At 68.9% G+C, this 22709-nt stretch carries 18 protein-coding genes; 11 read left to right on the top strand and 7 right to left on the bottom strand.

Features of this window, described 5'->3' with window-relative positions; translation table 11 throughout:
* Positions 1-14: 14 nt before the first annotated feature.
* From DBV14_RS15615 to def, 4 genes are all read left to right on the top strand, one after another.
* Entirely contained in the window at positions 15-1118 is a 1104-nt protein-coding gene (locus DBV14_RS15615) for a cell division protein ZipA C-terminal FtsZ-binding domain-containing protein (protein ID WP_124460066.1), read from the top strand.
* Between the two features lie 49 nt (positions 1119-1167).
* Complete coding sequence (gene ligA / locus DBV14_RS15610) at positions 1168-3252, top strand: NAD-dependent DNA ligase LigA (RefSeq protein ID WP_124460065.1); 2085 nt, start codon at positions 1168-1170, stop codon at positions 3250-3252.
* 112 nt (positions 3253-3364) lie between these two features.
* Positions 3365-3868: a hypothetical protein gene (locus DBV14_RS15605; RefSeq protein ID WP_260397056.1), complete on the top strand. Its 504-nt coding sequence runs from the start codon at positions 3365-3367 to the stop codon at positions 3866-3868.
* 57 nt (positions 3869-3925) lie between these two features.
* Positions 3926-4465: a peptide deformylase gene (gene def / locus DBV14_RS15600; RefSeq protein WP_124460064.1), complete on the top strand. Its 540-nt coding sequence runs from the start codon at positions 3926-3928 to the stop codon at positions 4463-4465.
* Positions 4466-4487: 22 nt separating this feature from the next.
* Here def and DBV14_RS15595 read toward each other — a convergent pair whose 3' ends face one another.
* Positions 4488-4883 (bottom strand): DoxX family protein, encoded by a 396-nt coding sequence (locus DBV14_RS15595; protein ID WP_124460063.1) that lies wholly within the window; start codon positions 4881-4883, stop codon positions 4488-4490.
* A gap of 174 nt (positions 4884-5057) precedes the next feature.
* Here DBV14_RS15595 and DBV14_RS15590 point away from each other — a divergent pair, with 174 nt between their 5' ends.
* The 5 genes from DBV14_RS15590 (at position 5058) to DBV14_RS15575 (ending at position 9792) form a co-directional block, all read left to right on the top strand.
* The gene (locus DBV14_RS15590; RefSeq protein ID WP_124460081.1) at positions 5058-6101 is read left to right on the top strand and encodes an amino acid ABC transporter substrate-binding protein; all 1044 of its coding nucleotides are present in this window, start codon (positions 5058-5060) and stop codon (positions 6099-6101) included.
* Positions 6098-7099 carry an amino acid ABC transporter permease gene (locus DBV14_RS15585; protein WP_124460062.1) on the top strand — a complete coding sequence of 334 codons (1002 nt, stop codon included), beginning with the start codon at positions 6098-6100 and terminating at the stop codon, positions 7097-7099. Before DBV14_RS15590 ends, DBV14_RS15585 begins: the two co-directional genes overlap by 4 nt.
* Positions 7096-8151 carry an amino acid ABC transporter permease gene (locus DBV14_RS15580; protein WP_124460061.1) on the top strand — a complete coding sequence of 352 codons (1056 nt, stop codon included), beginning with the start codon at positions 7096-7098 and terminating at the stop codon, positions 8149-8151. Before DBV14_RS15585 ends, DBV14_RS15580 begins: the two co-directional genes overlap by 4 nt.
* Positions 8148-8315 (top strand): hypothetical protein, encoded by a 168-nt coding sequence (locus DBV14_RS33445; RefSeq protein ID WP_185546028.1) that lies wholly within the window; start codon positions 8148-8150, stop codon positions 8313-8315. The genes DBV14_RS15580 and DBV14_RS33445 overlap by 4 nt, the downstream gene beginning before the upstream one ends.
* A 106-nt stretch (positions 8316-8421) precedes the next feature.
* On the top strand, positions 8422-9792 hold the full coding sequence (locus DBV14_RS15575; protein ID WP_124460060.1) for a homoserine dehydrogenase: 1371 nt from the start codon (positions 8422-8424) through the stop codon (positions 9790-9792).
* Positions 9793-9992: 200 nt separating this feature from the next.
* Here the strand turns inward: DBV14_RS15575 and DBV14_RS15570 are convergent, their stop codons facing one another.
* Genes DBV14_RS15570 through DBV14_RS15560 form a run of 3 tightly spaced genes read right to left on the bottom strand, consistent with a single transcriptional unit; the run spans position 9993 to position 12779 of the window.
* A complete protein-coding gene (locus DBV14_RS15570) occupies positions 9993-10391 on the bottom strand; it encodes a PPC domain-containing DNA-binding protein (RefSeq protein WP_124460059.1) in 399 nt (132 codons plus the stop codon).
* Positions 10392-10395: 4 nt separating this feature from the next.
* On the bottom strand, positions 10396-12051 hold the full coding sequence (gene pgm / locus DBV14_RS15565; protein ID WP_124460058.1) for a phosphoglucomutase (alpha-D-glucose-1,6-bisphosphate-dependent): 1656 nt from the start codon (positions 12049-12051) through the stop codon (positions 10396-10398).
* Positions 12048-12779 (bottom strand): HAD family hydrolase, encoded by a 732-nt coding sequence (locus DBV14_RS15560; RefSeq protein ID WP_124460057.1) that lies wholly within the window; start codon positions 12777-12779, stop codon positions 12048-12050. The genes pgm and DBV14_RS15560 overlap by 4 nt, the downstream gene beginning before the upstream one ends.
* A 73-nt stretch (positions 12780-12852) precedes the next feature.
* On the opposite strand from DBV14_RS15560, the gene DBV14_RS15555 reads away from it, so the two are divergent.
* Together DBV14_RS15555 and DBV14_RS15550 are read left to right on the top strand one after the other, a co-directional pair.
* Positions 12853-13209 carry a hypothetical protein gene (locus tag DBV14_RS15555; protein ID WP_260397055.1) on the top strand — a complete coding sequence of 119 codons (357 nt, stop codon included), beginning with the start codon at positions 12853-12855 and terminating at the stop codon, positions 13207-13209.
* A 233-nt stretch (positions 13210-13442) separates the two neighbouring features.
* The gene (locus DBV14_RS15550) at positions 13443-14738 is read left to right on the top strand and encodes a bifunctional diguanylate cyclase/phosphodiesterase (RefSeq protein ID WP_260397054.1); all 1296 of its coding nucleotides are present in this window, start codon (positions 13443-13445) and stop codon (positions 14736-14738) included.
* 66 nt (positions 14739-14804) lie between these two features.
* Here DBV14_RS15550 and DBV14_RS15545 read toward each other — a convergent pair whose 3' ends face one another.
* Genes DBV14_RS15545 through bcsB form a run of 3 tightly spaced genes read right to left on the bottom strand, consistent with a single transcriptional unit; the run spans position 14805 to position 22637 of the window.
* Positions 14805-19166 (bottom strand): cellulose biosynthesis protein BcsC, encoded by a 4362-nt coding sequence (locus DBV14_RS15545; protein ID WP_124460055.1) that lies wholly within the window; start codon positions 19164-19166, stop codon positions 14805-14807.
* Entirely contained in the window at positions 19142-20422 is a 1281-nt protein-coding gene (bcsZ, locus tag DBV14_RS15540) for a cellulose synthase complex periplasmic endoglucanase BcsZ (protein WP_124460054.1), read from the bottom strand. The genes DBV14_RS15545 and bcsZ overlap by 25 nt, the downstream gene beginning before the upstream one ends.
* A gap of 7 nt (positions 20423-20429) precedes the next feature.
* Complete coding sequence (bcsB, locus tag DBV14_RS15535; RefSeq protein WP_260397053.1) at positions 20430-22637, bottom strand: cellulose biosynthesis cyclic di-GMP-binding regulatory protein BcsB; 2208 nt, start codon at positions 22635-22637, stop codon at positions 20430-20432.
* Positions 22638-22709: the final 72 nt, after the last annotated feature.

Genomic DNA, 22709 nt, shown 5'->3' with positions numbered 1-22709 from the left:
GTCGAGCGGCACGCATGAGCAATCTCACTCTCGCACTCGCCATTCTTGGCGGCCTCGTTCTCGCGGCCGTCGTTGCCTACAACACGCTGATGTCGCGCCGCAACGCGCCGCGCCAGCCCGATGCGGTCGATACCGCGCTGGCCGACGTGGAGCGTTCCATGTCCGGCGCGGGCGACGGCGTCGAGCCGATGCTGCACGTCGACCCCAACCATGTGCCCGGCAGCGACCGCCACGAGCCTCTGTTCGACCCCGACCTGCCGGCGCCCAGCGGCGTGCCGGTGCCCACCGGCGAACGGCGTGGCGGGCTCGATCCGCTGATCGACGTGATCGCGCCCGTGTCGCTGGACGGCCTGGCTTCGGGCGATGCCGCCATTGCCGCCATGCCGCCGACGCGCCGCGCGGGCAGCAAGCCGGTGGCCATCGAGGGCCTGAACGAGCACAACGGCCAGTGGGAACCGCCCGTGGCCGGCCAGCGCTACAGCGCGTTCCAGGTCGGCGTGCAGCTGGCCAACCGCACCGGCGCGCTGAACGAGATCGAATATTCCGAGTTCGTGGTGAAGGCGCAGGCCTTTGCCGACTCGGTCAACGGCTCGCCCGAATTTCCTGAAATGCTCGACGAAGTGGCGCGTGCCCGCGAGCTGGACCAGTTCGCCAGCGCGCACGATGCGCAACTGGGCTTCGTGCTGCGCGCGCTGCACGCGGCCTGGAGCCCCGGCTATGTGCAGCAGAACGCGGCCCGCCTGGGTTTCGTGGCCGGCATCATCCCGGGGCGCATGGTGCTGCCGACCGGCGAAGCCGGGCTGCCGCCGATTCTCGGGCTGGCCTTCGATACCCAGGCCGCGCTGGCCGACGACCCGGCGCAATCGGCCATTCGCGAGCTCAGCCTGAGCCTGGACGTGCCGCAGGTCGATCGCGCCGAAGAGCCATTCCGCCGCATGCGTGAAGCCGCCGCCACGCTCGCACGCGAGATGGACGGCGTGGTGACCGACAGCGACGGCCAGTTGCTGCGCGACGAGACGATGGACGTGATCGGCGCCGACCTCGAGCAGCTCTACGACACGCTCGATGCGCGCGACCTGGCGGCCGGCTCGCCGCTGGCCCGCCGCCTTTTCAGCTAAGGATGCCGGCCCCCGGACGGCGGCCGCATCGTTTTTTCGGAGACACCCCATGACGACGCGCGACGAAGCGGCACGCGAAGCCGCTGCACTGAGCGAGCAGCTCCACAAGCACGCCCACCTCTACTACGTGCTCGATGCGCCCGCGTTGCCCGACGCCGAGTACGACAAGCTGTTCCAGCGCCTGCAAGCGCTGGAGGCGGAGTTTCCCGACCTGCGAACGCCCGATTCGCCGACGCAGCGCGTGGGCGGCAAGGTGCTCGATGGTTTCACCAAGGTGCGCCACAAGGTGCCGATGCTGTCGATCCGCACCGAGACCGACATCACGCCCGCGGGAGCCAGTGCCTTCGACGCGCGCGTGCGCAAGGAACTGGGCCTGGCCGAAGACGGGCCGCAGGTCGAGTACGTCTGCGAGCTCAAGTTCGACGGCCTGGCCATGAACCTGCGCTACGAGCACGGCGTGCTGGTGCAGGCCGCGACGCGCGGCGACGGTGAAGTCGGTGAAGAGGTCACGCAGAACATCCGCACGGTGCGAGAGATTCCGCTGAAGCTCGCCGGCAAGGCGCCACCCGTGGTCGAGGTGCGCGGCGAGGTCTACATGAAGCGCGCCGACTTCGATGCACTCAACGAGCGCCAGCGCCTGAAGATCGCGGCGGGGCAGAAGAACGAGAAGGTGTTCGTCAACCCGCGCAACGCGGCGGCCGGCGCGGTGCGCCAGCTCGACCCGGCCATTGCCGCGGCCCGGCCGCTGAGCTTCTTTGCCTACGGCCTGGGCGAAGTCACGCCGGCCAGCGAAGGCGGACCCGACTGCCCGACGCAGTTCGACTGGCTGCAGCAATTTCATGCCTGGGGCTTTCCCGTGGCCACGCAGACCGCGCGGGCCAAGGGCGCCATCGAGCTCATCGCGTTCCACGAAAACATCGGCCGCCAGCGCGACGCCTTGCCCTACGACATCGACGGCGTGGTCTACAAGGTCGACAGCGTGGAGTTGCAAAGGCAACTGGGCTTCGTCTCGCGCGAGCCGCGCTGGGCCGTGGCCCACAAGTACCCCGCGCAAGAACAGCTGACCGAGGTGCTGGGCATCGAGATCCAGGTCGGCCGCACCGGCAAGCTCACGCCGGTGGCCAAGCTTGCACCGGTGTTCGTCGGCGGCGTGACCGTGACCAACGCCACGCTGCACAACGAAGACGAGGCCCGCCGCAAGGACGTGCGCATCGGCGACACCGTCATCGTGCGGCGTGCCGGCGACGTCATTCCCGAAGTGGTCGGCGTGGTGCCCGAGAGCCTGGCCAAGCCCGACGACCAGCGCGGCCCGGTGTTCACCATGCCGCACCAATGCCCGGTGTGCGGCTCGGAGGCCGTGCGCGAAGAGGAAGAGGTCGACTACCGCTGCACCGGCGGCTTGTTTTGCGCGGCACAGCGCAAGGAAGCCATCCTGCACTTTGCGGCACGGCGCGCGGTCGATGTCGATGGGCTGGGCGACAAGCTGGTCGAGCAGTTGGTCGATGCCAACCTGATCCGCACCTTGCCCGACCTGTACAAGCTCGGCTTCACGACGCTGGCGGGCCTGGACCGCATGGCCGACAAGTCGGCCAAGAACCTCGTCGATGCGCTCGAAGCCTCGAAGAAGACCACGCTGCCGCGCTTCCTGTTCGGCCTTGGCATCCGGCACGTGGGCGAGAGCACCGCGAAAGACCTGGCCAAGCATTTCGGCAAGCTCGACGCGATCATGGACGCGACCGAAGCGCAGCTGCTCGAGGTCAACGACGTGGGCCCGGTGGTGGCGCAGAGCCTGCGCACCTTCTTCGACCAGCCGCACAACCGCGAGGTGGTCGAGCAGCTGCGCGCCTGCGGCCTGACGTGGGAAGAGGGCGAGCCCGCGGCCCGCGCGCCCAAGCCTTTGACGGGCCTGACCTTCGTGATCACCGGCACCCTTCCTACGCTGGGCCGCGACGAAGCGAAGGATAAATTGGAGGCAGCCGGTGCAAAGGTCGCCGGTTCCGTCAGCAAGAAGACCCATTACCTCGTGGCCGGCGCGGAAGCCGGCAGCAAGCTCGACAAGGCCCGGGAGATCGGGGTCGAGGTGATCGACGAGGCGCGTATGCTGGAGATTCTCGAGAACGGCGTCACGGAATGAAGGTCGGGCGACAGCCCTCTTTACCGGCCGTTACCTGACTTCATCTGCGCGCAGTCAACAGGGTCTACAACCTGGCGTTGAAAGAAAACAGAAGGCCGACAAGGAGTCCCTCATGCAAAAAATTCGTGTTCTTGGTGCCACCGTAGCCCTTGGCGGCCTCGTGCTGCTGACGGGCTGCGCCGTTCCCGGCGACCCCTACTACGGTGGGGGCTATTCCGGCGGTTATTCGGGCGGGTACTCGGAGCCGTACTACACGGACCCGTCGCCCGTGGTCGTTTCACCACCGCCGGTCTACATCAACGGTGGCGGCTATTACGAGCGCCGGCCCTATTACGGCCGCCCCTCGTATGACAGGCCCTACTACGACAGGCCTTACTACGGTCGCCCCGGCTATCCCGCCGTGCGCCCGCCGGCCCCGGCCTTGCGTCCTCCCGTGACGCCGTCGCGTCCCGGCTGGGGTGGCGGTCGTCCGCCGGGCGGTGGCGTGGTCGTGCCGCCTACCGGCAACACCGGCGTGTCGCCGCTGCCGCAATACCGGCCGGCGCCCGCGGCCGGTGGCGGGGCACGGATGTTCACCCCGAAGATCGGCGGCGACACCAACGGCGCCCCTCCCTGATGTGACTGACGCGATCGCGTGATCGCATGATCACGGGCCTGTCGCGATAATCGCGGCATGGCCTTCCGCGAAATCCTCAAGATGGGCGACCCCCGGCTGCTGCGCATTGCGCAGCCGGTCGCCGCCTTCGACACCGACGAACTGCACCTGCTGGTGCGCGACATGTTCGAGACCATGCATGCCGTCAACGGCGCGGGCCTTGCGGCACCGCAGATCGGCGTTGACCAGCAATTGGTGATCTTCGGCACCGACATCGTCAACCCCCGCTACCCCGACGCGCCGCCGGTGCCACGCACCGTGCTGCTCAACCCCGTCATCACCCCGCTGGGCGATGAAGAGGAAGAGGGCTGGGAAGGGTGTCTTTCGGTACCGGGCCTGCGCGGCGTGGTGCCGCGCTTCGCCAACATCCGCTATACCGGGTTCGATCCGTACGGCGACCCGATCGACCGGGTGGCCAGCGGTTTTCATGCGCGCGTGGTGCAGCATGAAGTCGACCATCTGCTGGGCAAGCTCTACCCGATGCGGGTGCGCGATTTTTCGCGCTTCGGCTACACCGAGGTCCTGTTTCCAGGCCTCGATGCGGCGGACGACGACTGATCGCCGGGCGGCGTCAGTCGCCTCAGTTGTATTTGCTGCTCAGTGCGAAGCGGCCGCCACCCATGAAGGCCAGGGCCAGCGCCGCGAACAGGAACATGCCTTGCAGTTCCAGTGCCCAGCCGCCTTGCTTGCCAAGCGACGTCAGGTCCTTCATGTGGACCAGCGCAAAGGCCACCAGCATGTTGATGGCCACGATCCATGCGGCGGGCCGCGTGTACAGCCCGATGATCAGCAGCACGGGCGCCACCACTTCACCGATGTAGACCAGGTAGGCCAGTGCGCCCGGCAGCCCATGCTGGGCCAGCATGCCGGAGATGAAGCCGACGCCGCTCTGCAGCTTGGCAATGCCGTGCAGCAGGATCAGGATGCCTAGCGAAACGCGCAGGATGAACTTGCCGGTGTCGTCGGATTTGACCATTGTGTTGATTCCAGGTGAGAGTGATTCGAGGGCCGTATGGTAGTGAACCCGCGGCGCTTCGGGGAGCCGGTGCGCCGCGGACAGGCGCATATGCATCCAACCCGGAGTTCTTTGGCAGAGTGCGGTGTCGCCCCGTACACTGCCTTTTGCTTACTGTTGAGGAGAACACCAATGATGAAGAACCGATTCGCCGGATTCCGTCCGGCATTGCTCGCGGCTGCGTCCGTCGTCGCCTTTGCCTCGGCGGCACCGGCTTTCGCCGGCAAGACGCTCGATGCCGTCAAGCAGCGCGGTACCGTCAAGTGCGGCGTGACCAACGGCGTGGCGGGCTTTTCCGCTCCCGACACGCAGGGCAACTGGTCGGGCCTGGATGTCGACACCTGCCGCGCCATTGCCGCCGCCGTGCTGGGCGATGCCAAGAAGGTCGACTTCGTGCCGCTCAATTCGCAGCAGCGCTTCTCGGCCCTGCAGGCTGGCGAAATCGACATCCTCGCGCGCAACACCACCTGGACGCTCACGCGCGATGCCTCGCTGGGCTTCAACTTCACCACCATCACCTACTACGACGGCCAGGGCTTCCTGGTGCCGAAGAAGCTCAAGGTGACCAGCGCCAAGCAACTGAAGAACGCCACCATCTGCACGCAGTCGGGCACCACCAACGAGAAGAACGTTTCCGACTACTTCCGCGCCCAGAACATTCCCGTCAAGACGGTCGTGTTCGAGAGCTTCGAGGCCTCGTTCAAGGCCTTCTTCTCGGGCCGCTGCCAGGCCTTCACGACAGACGCCTCGGCGCTGGCGGGCCTGCGCAACAAGGAAGCGCCCAACCCCGACGACTACATCATCCTGCCCGAGCTGATCTCCAAGGAGCCGCTGGCGCCGCTGGTGCGCCGCGGCGACGACGAGTGGTTCGCCATTGCCAAGTGGGTGCCCAACGCGCTCATCGAAGCCGAGGAATTCGGTGTCACCCAGGCCAATGCCGACGAGCTCAAGGCCAACAGCAAGGACCCGGCGCAGCAGCGCCTGGTCGGCACCGGCGAAGACCTCGGCAAGCTGCTGGGCCTCGACAAGGACTGGTCGTTCCGCGCGATCAAAGCCGTGGGCAACTACGGCGAAATGTTCGAGCGCAACGTCGGGCCGAAGTCGGTGCTGAAGCTGCCGCGCGGCTCCAACAACCTCTGGAGCAAGGGCGGCCTGATCTACGCACCCCCGGTTCGATGAGTCCTGGGGCCTCGCGCCGCGGCGCCTGGCTGGCCTGGGTCGTCCAGGCACTGCTGGTGCTGGCCGTGGTGGCCGGTGCCGTGTGGGTGGTGCACCACGCGCTCGAAGTGCTGCGTGCGCGCGGCGTGCGCTCGGGCTTCGACTTCCTGACCGAGCCGGCGGGCTTCTCGATCAGCGAAGGCTGGCTCGACTTCGACGCCAGCCAGCCGTTCTGGCGCGCCTTTCTCGCGGGCCTGATCAACACGGTGCGTGCGGCGGTGCCGGCGGCCATATTCGCAGTGGTGCTCGGCACGCTGATCGGCATCGGCCGCCTCGCGCCGCACGTGCTGCTGCGCGGCATCTGCACCGCGTATGTCGAGTTGCTGCGCAACGTGCCGCTGCTGGTGCAATTGCTCATGCTGGCCTTTGCCATGGCCAACCTGCTGCCCGACCCGACGGAGCCCGTGCGCTTGCTGCCGGGCGTGTGGCTCAGCAAGGGCGGGCTCAGCGTGCCCTGGCCGGTGGCGGGCGAGGGCGGTGGCTGGTGGCCGACGCATTTCGAGTGGCCCGAGCGCGGCGCCTTTGGCGTGAGCGGTGGCGCCGCGCTGAGCCCCGAATACGTGACCATCGTGGCGGGCCTGTCTTTCTATTCGGCCGCTTTCGTGGCGGAAATCGTGCGCGCCGGCATCCTGTCGGTCTCGCAGGGACAGGTGCTGGCAGGGCAGGCGCTGGGCCTGTCTTCGGTGCAACAGTTGCGCATCGTCATCCTGCCGCAGGCGCTGCGCGTGATCGTGCCGTCGCTCACCAACCAGCTGCTGAGCCTCGTCAAGAATTCGTCGCTGGCGGTGGCGGTGGGCTATCCCGAACTGGTGTCGGTGGCCAACACCACCATCGGCTCGAATGGCCGCGCCTTCGAGTGCATCGCGATCATCATGGCGGTCTACCTGCTGCTGTCGCTGCTGATTTCCTTCGGCATGAACCGCTACAACGTGCGCGTCGCACTGCGGGGCTGGCGATGAGAAACGTGGCGCAGGGTCCCATCGCGTGGCGCAGCGAACTCTGGGGTTCACCGCTGCGCGCGCTGGCCACCGTGCTGTTGCTCGCGTTGCTGGCGTGGGGCGGGTTCCACGTCGTCGAGTGGGGCGTGGTGCATGCCGTGTTCCGTCCCGATGCCGAAGCCTGCCGCGCGGTTCAGCATGGCGCCTGCTGGGGCGTGGTGGCCGAGAAGTGGCGGCCGATGCTGTTCGGCCGCTTTCCGTACGAAGAGCAATGGCGCCCGGCCATCGCGGTGGTCGTGCTGTCGGCCATCACGATGCTCAGCGCGTGGCCGCGCAGCTGGCGCTGGTGGCTGGTGCCGCTGTGGATCGCGGCGCTGCTGCTGTTCGTCGGGCTGATGCGCGGCGGCGTGCTCGGCCTGAGCCACGTGCCGACCAGCCGCTGGGGTGGCCTGCCGCTCACCATCGGGCTGGCGGTGGTCGGGCTGGCACTGGCCTTTCCGCTGGCGCTGTTGCTGGCACTGGGGCGCCGCTCGGGCTGGCCCGTGGTGCGCACGCTCAGCGCGAGCTACATCGAACTGGTGCGCGGCGTGCCGCTGATCTCGGTGCTGTTCATGGCTTCGTTCCTGTTGCCGCTGTTGTGGCCCGCGGGCTGGCAGCCCGATGTGCTGGTGCGCGTGCTTGGGGGGCTGACGCTGTTCGTGGCGGCGTACCTGGCCGAGATCATCCGGGGCGGCCTGCAGGCGGTGCCGCGCGAGCAGACCGAGGTGGCGATGGCGCTGGGCTTCGGCCGCTGGCCGGTGCAGCGCGACATCGTGCTGCCGCAGGCCCTGCGCCTCGTGGTGCCGGCGCTGACCAACAGCGTGGTCGGCACGTTGAAAGACACCTCGCTGGTCACCGTGGTCGGCCTGTTCGAGCTGACCGGCGCGCTGGGCCTGGCGCTCGGTGGCGATCCGACCTGGCGGCCGTTCTACCTCGAAGGCTACCTGTTCATCGCGGCCGTGTACTGGGTGCTGTGCTTCGGGCTCTCGCGCTACAGCGTGTGGCTCGAAAAACGGCTGTCGGCCGCGCCTTGAGCCTGCCGGTCAAAAGCCTGTTGTACACTCCGGCCCTCATGACGAGCCACAACTTCAACCCCGCATCCGCCGCAGCCTCGATGGCTCGCATGATGCCGCCTGCCTCCGCGCAGGCGATGGTTGTTGCTCGAATGATTACCACCATTACCACCGCGGTCACCTGACACGCGCAGGTGGCCGTTCCGGCAGCCACCTGGTGTATCGCTCTCTCCCCGAACGAATGAACCCAGCTCTGGCAGCTGGGTTTTGTCTTTTTGTCCGGAGAAGTCCATGTACCGCGAACCCGTCGAATCCCTCGAGCCCCTGCACAGCCTGAACACCGATCGGGCGGCCATTCGTCCCCTGCGCGTGGGAATGATCGGCATCGGCACCGTGGGCTCGGGCACCTTCCGCGTGTTGGCCCGCAACCGGGCCGACATCGCGGCCCGTGCAGGCCGTTCCATCGAACTGGTGCTGGTGGCCGCCCGCAACCTGGTGCGTGCCGCCACCATCGTCGGCGACAGCGTGCCGCTGACCGACGACCCATTTCACGTGGCCACGCACCCCGACGTCGACGTGGTGGTCGAAGTGGCTGGCGGCACCGGCCCCGCGCGCGACTGGGTGCTGGCCGCCATTGCGCATGGCAAGCACGTGGTCACGGCCAACAAGGCGCTGCTGGCCGTGCACGGCACCGAAATTTTTGCCGCCGCGCGAGAGAAGGGCGTCGCCGTGGCCTACGAAGGCGCCGTGGCCGTGAGCATTCCCATCATCAAGGCGCTGCGCGAGGGCCTGGCTGCCAACCGCATCGAATGGGTGGCGGGCATCATCAACGGCACCACCAACTTCATTCTCAGCAAGATGCGCGACGAGGGGCTGGACTTCGCAAGCGCGCTCGCGCAGGCCCAGTCGCTCGGCTACGCGGAAGCCGACCCGAGCTTCGACATCGAAGGCATCGACGCCGCTCACAAGCTGACGCTGCTGGCCGCCAATGCCTTCGGCATGCCGCTGCGCTTTGTCGATGCGCAGGTGGAAGGCATCACCGCCCTGCAAGGGCTGGACGTGGCCTGCGCCGAGCAACTGGGCTACCGCATCAAGCTGCTGGGCGTGGCACGCCGCCAGGCCGATGGCGTGGAGCTGCGCGTGCAGCCCGCGCTGGTGCCAGCCGACCACCTCATGGCCCATGTGAACGGCTCGATGAATGCGGTCATGGTCAAGAGCGATGCAGCCGGCCTGACGATGTACTACGGCGCCGGCGCGGGCTCGGAGCAGACGGCCTCGGCGGTCATTGCCGACCTGGTCGACGTGGCGCGGCTCGATGGCGTCCAGGCGGCACAGCACGTGCCGCACCTCGGCGTGCATGCCCACGCGACGAACGCGCTGGCGGTGCTGCCTCGTGCGGCCGTGCACACCTCGCACTACCTGCGCGTGCCGGTCGCAGCCGTCAGCCAGATCCAGGCCGTGACTGCCTGCCTTGCGGAACAGAAGGTGCCCGTACGACAGGTCGCTCTGGCGGCCGATCGGCCCGGAGTGGCGCCTCAAGTGCTGGTGCTGACGGGTCCGGTGCTGCAGGGCACGCTGGACCTGGCGGTGCATGCGTTGCAGTCACGCGCCGAAGTGGCGGGCGCCGTGGTGACACTGCGCGTGGAAGCGCTCGAAGGCTGAGCCTCGGGGCCTGGCGAGTCATGTACATCACCGGTGTGAGCGTGTTCAGAGCACGGGTTGATCGGCCGCACACCAGCCGCGTGCCCAGGTGCGCAGGGCACTGGGTGCTCCCCGCAGCGAAATAAAGGAGGAGCGAAGCGGGGGACATTCGCGGAGGGNNGAGGGGAGCACCCGGTGTCCTGTGCACGCGCCCCGAATGTTCAGAGCCGCCTGCGCGGCATCAGTTCGGCGTAGCCGGTCAGCGGGTCGTGCGTGCGCGTGAACTGCCAGTCGGGCAGCACGGCAATGAGTATCTCGGCCGTGGTGCGCACCGTGCATCCCGGCGCCGCATGCCCGCCGAAGACGCGGCCTTCGGCGTCCGACACGCTCATGTGAATGTGCGAGCCATCGGGTGACAGGCTGCCCGCCAGCGTGAGGATTTCGAGCGCGCCTTCGATGCGCGTCGGCACCTCCGCACCCGCAAACCGCACGCTCGCTCCACTCAGGCTGCCGATGCCCGAGACCACGAACGCGGCCTGCGCACCGGCTTGCTTCAGTGCCGCATCTAGCGACGCGCGCAAATCGTCGCCGGGGTTCAGGCGCAGCACCAGCGTCTGCACGGCCTCAGCTTCCCGACAGCGCCCCGTCCACCACCTGCTGCGCCTCTTCGAGGATGCGCGCCAGGTGGTCCTTGCCCTTGAAGCTCTCGCCGTAGACCTTGTAGATGTTCTCCGTGCCCGAGGGCCGGGCCGCGAACCAGCCGTTCTCGGTCATCACCTTGACACCGCCGATGGCCGCGCCGTTGCCCGGCGCATGGCTCAGCACGTTGACGATCTTTTCGCCCGCGAGTTCGGTCGAGCGGATCTGCTCCGGCGACAGGCTGGACAGCCGCTTTTTCTGCTCGACCGTGGCAGCCGCGTCCACGCGGTCCGACACGGGCTTGCCCAGCGCCTGTGTCAGCTCGGCATAGCGCTCGCCCGGGTCGCGCCCGGTGCGCGCGGCAATCTCGGCCGAGAGCAGGGCGGGCACGATGCCGTCCTTGTCGGTGGTCCAGGCCGTGCCATCCTTGCGCAGGAAGGTCGCGCCCGCGCTTTCCTCGCCGCCGAAGCCCAGCGAGCCGTCGACCAGACCGTCGACGAACCACTTGAAGCCGACCGGCACTTCGTACAGCTTGCGGCCCAGCCGCGCGGTCACGCGGTCGATCATCTGGCTGCTCACCACCGTCTTGCCGACGGCCGCCTGCACTGGCCAATTGGGCCGGTGCGTGTAGAGGTAGTCGACCATCACGGCGAGGTAGCTGTTGGGCTGCATCAGCCCCGCGCTGCGCGTGACGATGCCGTGGCGGTCGTGGTCGGTGTCGCAGGCAAAGGCAATGCCGAAGCGGTCTTTCAGTTCGATCAGCTTGTGCATCGCGTCGGGCGACGACGGGTCCATGCGGATGCGGCCGTCCCAGTCGAGCGACATGAAGCGGAAGGTCGGGTCGACCTCCTGGTTGAGCACGGTGAGGCGCTTGAGCTTGTAGCGCTCGGCAATGGCCGGCCAGTAGTGCACGCCGGCGCCGCCCAGCGGGTCGACGCCCAAGTCGATGTCCACGCCGCGGATCGCGTCCATGTCGAGCACCTGCGCCAGGTCTTCGACGTAGGTGTTCAGGTAGTCGTGCCGGTGTGTCGTCGCGGCCTTGAGCGCCTGCGCGAGCGGCATGCGCTTCACGCCCTCGAGCTTGTTCGCCAGCATCTTGTTGGCGGCGGCCTCGACGGCGGACGTGATGTCGGTGCCGGCCGGTCCCCCGTTCGGCGGGTTGTACTTGAAGCCGCCGCTCTCGGGCGGGTTGTGCGAAGGCGTGATGACGATGCCGTCGGCCAGGCCGGTGGTGCGTCCGCGGTTGTAGACCAGGATCGCGTGCGACACGGCGGGCGTCGGTGTGTACTCGTCGTCCTTCGAGAGCATCAACTGCACGCCGTTGGAGGCCAGCACTTCGACCGCACTGCTGAAGGCCGGTGTGGACAGCGCATGCGTGTCGATGCCCAGGAACAGCGGGCCGTCGATGCCTTGCTGCTTGCGGTAATCGCAAATGGCCTGGCTGATCGCCAACACGTGCCATTCGTTGAAGGCGTCGTCGAACGACGAGCCGCGGTGGCCCGACGTGCCGAAGGCCACGCGCTGGCTCGGCACGGCGGGGTCGGGCCGGCCCGTGTAGTAGGCCGAAATGAGGCGCGGCACATTGACCAGCAGTTCGAGCGGAGCGGGCTGGCCCGCGAGAGGATTGTTTGCTTGGCTCATGTCGAAGGATTCGAAAAGGACGAGAGAGACGAAGGGGAATAAGGGGAAGAAGGAGAAGAAGAAAAATCCAGGTGGGCCAGGTCGCCGATGCGTTCGACGGTGACGTCCGCGGGCGCGTAGGCGGCATTGGCCTGCGCGTCGAGCGCATAGTGCCCTTGCCGCACGAAGACGGTCGTCAGACGGGGCCCCCAGATGGCCTTCATGGCCGCCAGGATGCGCAGCTTGTCGTCGATCATCACGTAGTGCGCGGCGGGGTGGCACTGGGCAATGGTGTCGAGCATCTGCTCCTTGTGCACGTAGATCAGCACGCGGCCCTCGGTGGCGTCCCACAGGCCCGAGCGCTGCACCTTGCGCGGCTGGAACACCACGTCGCCGTCCGACAGGATGACCGTGGGCCCGTGGCGGCGCAGGTGCGCAAGCGCCGCCAGCGCGCCGGGGTACAGCCGGTCGGCAAAGGGGTAGTCGATCAGGAAGCCCGACATCAGCAGCAGCCGCGAATCGCTCATGCCGCGCTGGCTTTCCTCGGCGCGGTAGCGTTGCAGGGCGCCCAGGTAATCGACATAGCCGAGTTCGCCGCGCATTGCCTCCAGGGCCACCCAGTAGCGGCTGGCACTTTCCGCGCCGAAGGCCTGTTCGAGGTGGGCGCGCAGGTCGTCCACGACGCGGTCGTTGTCGAGCAGGGTGTTGTCGACGTCGATCAGGAAAACGGTGTCTGCGGGTTGTGTCATGGTCGGTGGGGGCGCTTCGCATTCAGCATACCCCTCGGATAAGCTTCGTCCCAGTTTCAAGGAGGAAGAAAAGATGCACATGACGATGATGAACGGCCGGGGCCGGCTTTGCCTTGTCGCTCCTGGCTTTGCCCTTGCCCTCGTGTTGGCAGGCTGCCAGGCGCCGCCCAAGGACCGGCCACTGACATCCGAAGTGCCGGAGCCGCCCAGCTTTGCGCCGCCGCCCGAGAGCTGCCAGGCCGCCGCCGTGCGCTTCGGGCTGGGCCTGCGCGTCACGCCGCAGTTGCTGGAGGAAATGCGCCAGCGCGCCGGCGCGAAGGTGGGCCGCACCGTGGCCGCGACAGACACGGCCGACCCGGCGCAAGACACGACGCGGCTCAATGTGCAGGTCGAGCCCAGCGGCCGCATCGTGGGGGCGTATTGCGGCTAGTCGTCCCATTGTTGACGCCATTCAACAATCGCATGCATGCATGAGTGTTGTGTGTAAACCGCGTCTGTAACAAATCCACGTTGCAAGACGCAGAAAACCCAGAATTGGGAGAACAATAGTCCGCGCCGTTTCGGAGCCATTCTTTTTTGTCGACCAAGCAACCTATCGTCTCACTCCCGTCGCACTACGACGGTTCGGCACGTCTTCCGCCGGATGAAGTGCTGCGCCCGTTGATGGCCGACTGGGCCCGCTCGGGCAAGCGCCTGGCGGCCGTCTGCTACCTCGACATCGACCGTTTCCGCGACCTGAACGACCGCCACGGCATGGTGGCCGGCAACGCGGCGCTCGAAGAGGTGGCCCGTCGCATCCAGGCCAACCTGCCGCGCGAAAGCGTGATGGCCCGTGTCGGCGGCGATGAATTCGCGGCCGTGTTCGCCGGCCTTGGCACCTCGCAGTGCGCGCAGGTGCTCGAAAGCATCCAGAACGCGCTGGCCGTGCCCTGGACCTGGCGCGACCAGGTCGTCAGCCTCGATGCAAGCGTGGGCGCCATGCTGCTCGACAGCAACGGCCCGCCGCCCGAAACCGCCTTGCGCCAGGCGCAGCACGCGGCCTTCTTTGCCAAGCGCGCGTCCGACGGCAAAGTGCATTACTTCGACGCTCCGCAAGCGCGTGCCGACGAGCAGGTGGTGCGCGAGCGCCAGCGCATCCAGGAAGGGCTGGTGCAAGACGAGTTTTTCCTGGTCTACCAGCCCAAGGTCGACATGCAGCGCGGCGTGGTGGTCGGCGTCGAGGCGCTGATCCGCTGGCAGCACCCCGAGCGCGGCCTGCTGCCGCCGGTGCAGTTCGTGCCGCTGATCGAAGACGACGCGCTGGTCGAGCAGGTGGGCGACTGGGCCATCGGCACCGCGCTCTGGCAGGCGCACCAGTGGCGCCTGGCCGGCCTGCAGATTTCGGTCAGCGTGAACGTGGCGCCGCGCCACATGATGCGCTGGGACTTCGTCGACCGGCTGGCCAGGCACCTCTCGCAGTTTCCGAAACTGGGCGCGGGCATGCTGGAGCTCGAGCTTCTCGAAACCACGGCCATCAGCCAGTTCGCCAATGTGGCGCTGTTCGTCGAGGCCTGCAAGGCGCTCGGCGTGGGCGTGACCATCGATGACTTCGGCACGGGCTATTCGTCGCTGACCTACCTGCGGCAACTGCCGGTGTCGGCGGTCAAGATCGACCAGTCTTTCGTGCGCGGCATGCTGGACAACGCCCAGGACCGCGCCATCGTGCAGGGCATCCTGGCGCTGCTGCAGGCGCTCGGGCTCACGGCCGTGGCCGAGGGCGTGGAAACGCTGGGCCAGGGCGAGGCGCTGCTCGCCATGGGCTGCACGCTGGCGCAGGGCTACGGCATCGCGATGCCGATGGCCGCCAAGGACGTGCTGAAGTGGGTGGGCGAATTCGAGAAGGCGCCGCTGTGGGGCAACGGCACCGCCGTGGTTCCCGCCGTGGCGACGCCGCCAGCGCCACTGCCGCCGGCGGCATAGGCCAGGACTTCCTTCGAAGGCCTCGCCGCCTGCCGCTACAGCGAGAGCGGCGTCAAGGCAGCAGCATCACAGCAGCGGCGTGTACGGCGACACCATCGGGTTCAGCGTCGTGCCGCTCGGCACGCCCAGGCTGCTCGAGCCACCGAACACATAGCGCAGGTACAGGCTGCCCGTGAACTGGCGGTAGTTCTGCGCGTTGTTCAGCGCGAGCGCGCCGCCCAGGAACATGCGGGGTGCCAGTTGGTACTCGATCACCGCGCCCAGGTTGTAGGCCAGGCCAGTCTTCGAAGTGCGCGGGTACATGTTGTTGTAGACCGCGTTGGTCAGGCCCAGTTGTGCCGCCGTGCTCGCCGCGCCCGATGCCGCGCCGTTGCGCGTCGGGTCGGTCGGGAAGTAGGGCGACTCTTTCTGGGTGAACGACTGCACGCCGAGCGACGCATTCAGGCGCCACGCGAGCCGGTCGGCGCGGCCGGTCCAGTCGACCGGGAACGCCACGCTCACGAAGCTCTGCGGGCTGAAGTAGCCGCCCTGGCCAAAGGTGTAGTAGCTCAGGTTCTTCTCGTAGCCCATCAACCCGATGTTCATGCCCAGCGTGAGCTTGGAACTGGCGCTGTTCACCAGGTGCAGGTAGGCGCCGCCGCCGGTCTCGATGCGCGAGTTGCTGCGCACGTTCTTGCCCGTGATGCCATGCGCCGCAAGGTAGCTGTACACGCCATAGGTGCCGTCGTCGTAGCCGATGTCGCCGCGCGCGCCGGTGGCGACCACGCCGCCCCAGCGTTCGTTGGTGCGCTCGTCCTTCGCGCCCGCGAACGACAGCAGGCTGTCGGTCACCGCGCGGCGCGAGAAATCGGCCTTGTAGTTCCAGCTGTCGCCGAAGCTGCCCTTGAAGGTCGCGTTGCCGACCACGTTGGTGGTGGGAAAGCCCAGCGGGGTTGTACCCAGGCTGGCATCGAAATTCCGGCCTTCGTAGCCCACGCTCAGGCCCACGCCGGAAGCGTTCTGCTGGCCCGGCAGCACACCGTTGCGCAGGCCGTTGATGGCAGCGGCCGGGCCACCGCCGAAGCGGGCGCCCGTCGGGTAGTCGCCGGCGGGCGTGCCGGCGTCGAGCACGGTCGGCGTGACGCCGACGACGATCTTGCCTTCGCCGACCGGAAAGCGCGCCTGGATCGGCAACTGGAAGTCCGTCAACTGGCTCAGCCCGGCCTCGCCCGCGCGGTTGCGGAACACCGTGCCGGCCGTCAGGCTGATGGCGCGCTGCGCTTCCAGCTCCTGCAGCTCCGACACCAGCGGATTGGCCGGCGCGTTGCGCGGGGCCGTGTTCCAGCTCGGCTCGGCGCCGGGGCGCGGCAGCGGTGTGTTGGCCTGGGCATAGGCGGCATTCGCCTGCGGATAGCCCGGTGGCGGGTAGCCAGCTTGCTGCGGATAGCCGGCGGGCTGCGCCTGCGGGATGTACACCGGTGCGGCCTGCTGGCCGCCGGCCACGGGGTACGGCTGCATCGACGGCGCCATGTAGGCCGCGGCCTGGGGCGCGTTGTTGTTGCTGTTGCGTGCCGTGCGCGACGCATTGGCGGCCGTCGCCTTGCGGCCCTTCGCGTTCGACCCAGCGGCCGGCGCGTTCGAGGCCCAGGGCAGGGCGCCCGGCGGATAGGCGACCGGTGCGGCCCCGGCCACAGGGTAGGCCGGATATGCGGGGTTCGCCGGATAAGCCTGGTTCGCCGGGTATGCGGCTGCGGGGTACGCAGGCGCGGCCGGGTAGCTCACCGGCTGCATGCGTGCCTGCGCAAAAGGATTGCCATTGGCCGGCGGGTAGCCCGTGGGAACCGCCGCGCTGGGCGCACCGCCCGTCATGCCGGCAAAGGGGTTGGCGGCGGGCATCTGCTGCGGCATGCCACTCGGCACGGCATTGCCGCCCGTGGCCACCTGCCGGTCGGCTTCCACCGCGGCGCGCAGGTACTGCTCCGCCTTGCGGCTCTCGCCCGCGTTGCGGTACACGCGGCCCGCGGCAGCCAGCACGCGCGACTGGTCGGGCGCCTGCTTCAGCGCGGCCATCACGTAGTTCTCGGCCTCGCCGTGTTCGCGCTGCGCGCTGGCACTGGCGGCGGCGGCCAGCAGGGTGTCGAGGTCGGTCGGGTTGCGCTGCAGGATGCGCTGGTACAGCGCCAGCGCCTGGGCTTCGTCGCGTGCCGCCGAGTACAGGCGGGCCAGCGCGGCCATCGCCTGCGGATCGTTCGGCCGCTCGGCCAGCACCGGCGCCATCGCGTTGTAGGCGGCCTCGAGGTTGCCGGCCTCGCGCAGCGCATCGGTCTGGCGCAGCGCGAAGGCAATGCGCAGGTTGTCGAAGTCGTTGCGCTGGCTGGCGGTCATGTTGACGCCGGCCAGCTGGCGCAGCACGGCCGACAGCTCGATGTCCTGCTTGGTCTTGAGCAGCACCGACGCGTACAGCAGCCGGTCGCCGATGCCCGGGTTGGGCGTGCGTGCCAGCAGTTGGCGGCTCATGGCGAGCGCGCGCGGTGCATCGCCGATCTCGGCATAGGCGCCCGCCAGCTGGCCCCACAGCTCGGCCGGCATGTCGGTGCTCAGCGAAGCCTCGGCCTGCGCCAGCACGCCGCGCGCGGCATCGACCTGGCCTTGCCGCGCGAGCGCCAGCGCGCGTGCGGCCTGCGACTGCGCCCACAGGCGGCGTTGCAGTGCCGCCATGTCGCGCGTGCGCGATCCGGCGGGAATGCGTTCCAGGTACTGGATGCCGCTGGCCGCGTCGCCCGTTTCGGAGGCGAGCAGGGCGCTGGCGTAGAGCGCGTCGGGCATGTCGGGCTGCGACATGAGCAGCCCTTCCATCACGCCGCGCGCCTCGGACACCATGCCCTGCTTGCGGTAGATGTTGGCCAGATCGAGGCGCACCCACGGGCTGTCGGGCGCCGCGAGCATCGCGTCTTCGAGCGTGCGCTGCGCGCCGGCCGCGTCACCGGCATCGGCCTGCTGGCGGGCACGGTTGCGTGCCTGCTCGACCTGCATGTTGCGCAGGCCGCCGAGTTGGGCGGCCTGTTCGGGCGTGAGGCGCTTGGCAAGCTCGGAGGCTTCGTCGGCGCGGCCGGTCTGGCCGTACACCGAGATCAGCCCGCGCAGTGCCTGCGCATTCGACGGCTTGCCTTCGAGCACGCGCTTGTAGCCTTGCTCGGCCTGCGCGTAGTCGCCGGCGGCGGCACGCAGGTCGGCCAAAGCCACTTGCCCCACGGGCTCGCGCGGATCGATGCGCACGGCGCGTTCGTACAGCGATTGCGCACCGCGCAGGTCGTTCTTGCCTTGCGCGGCCCGTGCCTGCCCGACCAGCACCCAGTAGTTGGCGCTTTGCAGTGCCGAGTTCCACTTGCTGGCACCAGCGCGCACCGCGCGTTCCAGCAGTTCCTGTGCTTCGCCGAAGCGCTCCTGGCGCATCCGCACCAGGCCCAGGCCACCCAGGGCCTCGGTGTCGTCGGCTTTGGTGCGCAGGGCGGCCTGGAAGCGCTGCTCGGCGGTGGCCGAGTCGCCACGGTCCAGCGCCCTGAAGCCTTCGCCCGTCGGCACGTCGGGGCCGGAGGCGGCGGCCGTCTTGCCGGTGGTGAGGGTTTCCAGGCGCGCGGCCACGGCGGTGTCGGCGGCGTTGTTGGCCAGGAAGTCCTGGTACAGCGGAATGTCGGGCGCGCGCGCGTCGAGCCAGATCAGCGCCTGTCGCCATGCGGCCCGCGCGGCAGTGGCCACGGCGGGCTGCTTCGACAGGTCGGCCAGTTCGCGGATGCCCGCGCGGCGCGTGGGTTCGCTGTAGGTCTTCTGCTGCGCCAGCGCCAGTCGGTAGCTGGTGTTGTCGGGGTGGTCTTTCACCAGCTGCTCGAGGCCCTTGCGGCCTTCGTCGCCGCCTTGGGGCGTGCTGGCCAGCACCTGGTAATACTCCAGCGCCAGCGCTTCCGGTGGCGGCTTGTTGTCGAACTGGGCGCGGTACAGCTCGACCGCTTCGGCGGCACGGCCGGCGCGCGCGGCGGCGCGGGCGCGCTGCAGCGTGCTGCCTTGCGATGGCTGTTGCGCCTGCTGCTGCAGGCGGGCCAGCCGGCTGTCGTTGGGGTGCGCGGTGCGCAGCCGCGCCACCCAGCTGCGCGCGGGCTCGGCATTGCCGCGCGACAGCTCGACCTGCGCCATGCCGTACATCGCGTCGGCCGATTGCGGATCGACGCGCAGCAGCTTCTTCCAGCTTTCCTCGGCCAGGTCGGCACGGCCCTGGGCCTGCCAGTAGTTGCCTTGCTCGATCAGCGCCGCGCGGGCGTCGGCCTGCGCATGCACCTGTCCGCTGGTGCACAGGGCGGCGAGCATGCCCATGCACGCGAGCCATTGCCGGGAGTGCGACGCGCGGGGCGAAGAGGGCGGACGCTGCGGCTTCAAGCCGGTCGATTGGGACGGCATAGCGTTCTCCATGAGGGTTGCAGCTGGCCGTTGCGGCCGAATTCATAACGGCCGTCGAGCCACGCCTGGCCGAAGATCAGCAGGCACTGTTCGTAGTAGGGCAACGGCGCGGGCGGCGAGGATGCGGGGGGTGTCGTCGAGGTGTCGCCACCGCCGCCCGGCACGCGCGCCACCTGGGTGGCCAGCGCATCGGTGTCGCCCAGTGCCTTCAGGTAAGGCAACAGCGCGCCCGAAAAGCCCACCGGCCCCATGCCGCGAACGGCACCGCTGGCGGTGTCGACCGACTCGGGCACCGGCTGGCGGTCGGCCAGCAGCTGGCGCGGGCCGCGCAGGTTCAGCAGCAGCATCTTGCGGGCCGGGTCCTTGTCGGACAGCATGCCCGCCCAGAGGTAGACGCGGATCGCGTCGTAGCTGCCCGTGGTGCCCTTGAGCGGATCGGCCACGAAGGCGCGCGTGTCCTGCGACCAGGCACACCAGTCGGGCGCAAAGCCGCGCGGCGCCACGGCGCCGAACATGCGCAGCGTGTTGTCGGTCACCTCCTGCCAGGGCCCGGTGGGGTCGGCCTGCTGGAAGTAGCGCAGCAGCTGCAGCGGCATGTAGCTCGGGTTGAGCCGCCACAGCGGCGCGGTGGCGACAGACTTGGGCCAGGGCAGCAGCATGCGGCCGAGCCCGGGCAGCGACACCACTTCGTCGCGCGTCGCCAACGACAGCACGTTGCGCCCGAGCGTGCGGTAGCGGGCGTCGTTCCACAGGCGGCCGGCTTCCATGAGGGCGTAGGCGATCCACAGGTCGGCGTCCGACGCGGGGTTGGGGTCGAGCACGCCCCAGCCGCCGTCGGGCTTGCGGCCCCACTGCCAGGCCGGCAGTTGCTTGGCCAGGCTGCCGCCCGCCAGGTTGGCTTCGGTCCAGGCCAGGATGCGCGCGAACATGTCGCGCTCGTTGTGGACCAGCGCAAAGAACAGCCCGTACGACTGTCCTTCGGAGGTGGACTGCTGCTGCGGCGTGTTGAAGTCGATGACGCGGCCATCAGGCTGGATGTGGCGCGCCGCGAAGGCGGCCCAATCCGTTGCCGGATGGCACTTGGGTTGCGCGGACGCCGCCGCCGCCGCGGCAGCCAGCGCCGACGGCGAGGCCGATGCGGCCCCCGCGATCCGTGGCATGGCCAGCGCGAGCCCGGCCAGCCCGCCGGCGCCCAGCAAGGCGCGCCGGCCAGCCCGCAGGCCGGTTGAAGAGAAGCTCGAAAAAGAAGGTCGCATGGGCAAGTTACTTGGCCTTGACCGACAGGCGGCGGCGCGCCCGCAGTTGGAGGCCCGCATAGGAAATGGCCGCGCCCAGCAGCGCCAGCACCACGATCAGCCCGGCCAGCATCAGCGGGCTGCGCGACAGGTTCCATTGCAGCCAGGCCATCGGCGGCAGGCGGCCGACGTAGTAGGTGTCGCCGCCCAGCACGCTGTTGACCTGCGTGTCGCGCACGAGGGTCATGCTGCCCTGCACGCGCTTGAGCAGGTCGGGCGTCATCAGCGCATTGAGCAGCGCTTCCTTCGAGGCCGGATTGGTAATGGCGGCCACCACGCTGCGGCCGCTGCGCAGCGGCGATTCGAAGCCGGCCAGCGCGGCGTCCTGCCCGTCGCTGCTTACCGCGATCTGCATCGAGCCCGGCAAGTCTTCGCGCTTGCGCGCGCCGATCACGAAGTCGATGGCGTTGTCGATCCAGCTGTTGAGCTTGATCTCGGGTGCGGCGCCGTTGCGCTTGAGCGGCATCTTGTCGGCCCACTGCGTGAACAGCGGCTGGTTCTGCAGGTTGCCGATCACCAGCAGGTCCTTGTCGGCCCACTGCGCCACTTCGGCCGAACGGCCGACCTTCACGCGCAGCGCCGGGTAGCCGGTGGCGTGGCCGATCTGGCCCAGCAGGCCCAGGTAGGTTTCGGTGTCGGTGCCGTCGGCCTGGTCGGGCAGGATGACGGCCGTCTCGGACAGGTCGGCCATGCGCGAGAACGGGAAGCCGCCGTTGGCATAGGCCGCGAGCTCGGGCATGGCGATGAAGTGCGGAAAGCTCGTCAGGTCGATCTTCGACGTGGGGTCGATCGCGCCGCGCACGTTGTCCAGCTGCGGAATGCAGCGCCCGCCGAAGGGCTCGAAGTAGTAGTGCAGCCGCAGCTGGCTGCGCGGGCCCATGGCCAGCGGCGGCAGGATGATTTCCTTGCGCTCGACCAGCGTGCCGTCGGGCATGAGCTTCACCGCCAGCGGGTTCCACCACTTGTCGCCGGCCGGGTTGGCCGAGCGCAGCGGCAGCGCGCCCACGAAGTTGTCGTTGACGTTGACGTTCAGCGTCGACTGGTCGGGCCGCACGCGCGGCGTGTAGCGGTATTGCAGGTCCAGCGGAATGCCGCGGCTGCGCCAGGTGAACAGGTCGGGCGGCAGCTGCAGGTTGACGCGGACCACGTCGGGGTTGTAGCCCGACACCGAGAGGTCGGTGGCCGTCGTCAGCTCGCCCAGTTGCAGCGGGCGGTCGCTCGGCACCCAGCGCGGCGCGTCGTAGGGCTTGCGCGCCGGCGGCTCCTGGAACGCGGTGACCGACGCCAGCGCGCCGGCAAAGGCCTTGCTGTTCAGCGCCAGCGCGGCGGCCGCGGTGCGCAGCTCGTCCGGCGTGCGGCCCATCACCAGCAGCAGCTTGCCGGACGGGTCTTGCGGGTTGTCGACCACGGCGAGCGACGGCCCCTGGATGGCCGGCAGCTGCAGGTTGGGAAGATTCGATTCGGGCGTGGCGAACACCACCGCGTGGCCGGCCGGCAGCTCGCCGCGCGACACCGGGAAGGTGGCGCCGCGGTAGTCGGCCAGCGCGCCGAACCATGACGACACCACGCCGGCCGCTTCGAGCACCGGCGGCGTCTCGGGGCTGCCGAACACGAAGGGAATGCGCGCGCGCCGCACGTCGCGGCGGTCGAAGAAGGGCTGCGGCAGCGCCGCCAGGTCGTTGGTCAGCTTGAGCGGCGACACCGCCAGCTTCAGCGTGCTCGAAGCATCGATGCGCGCCCACAGGCTGGTGTGCGCCGGGTCTTCGCAGTCGCGCGTGTAGTGGCCGATCAGCTCGATGTTGATGCGGTTGAACTCGGTGATCAGGCGCCGGTCGATCGGAATTTCGGCGGTCTGCGGCTTGCCGGCCTCGGCGCGGTTCACCGCCAGGGTAGCGACCAGCACGTCGTTCACCGTCACCTTCAGGTGCGAGAGCTCGGGAATCAGCGAAGGCGAATAGGCGTAGTTCAGCTTGAGCGAAGCGGCCGTGACCAGCTCGTCGGCGCGCACGTTGAACGGAATGCCCACGGTGCCGCTGATGCCGCGCAGCTGCACCGCGTAGTCGATGCCCAGCTGCGTGAGGTTGAGCTCGCGCACCACGCCGGCGGCGGGGGCTTGCGCGGCAGCGGGGGCGGATGCGGCTGGCGCGGGGCTCGCCGCCGGCGCGGGCAGGGCCACGGGCGGGACTGTGCCGATGCGCTGCCGGCGGCCGCCAGCGCGATCGCCAGCACGGCACACGGAAAGGGCACG

This window comes from Variovorax sp. KBW07, from assembly GCF_003852515.1.
Taxonomy (GTDB): domain Bacteria; phylum Pseudomonadota; class Gammaproteobacteria; order Burkholderiales; family Burkholderiaceae_C; genus Variovorax.
This window is presented reverse-complemented; position numbering and strand designations above follow the sequence as displayed.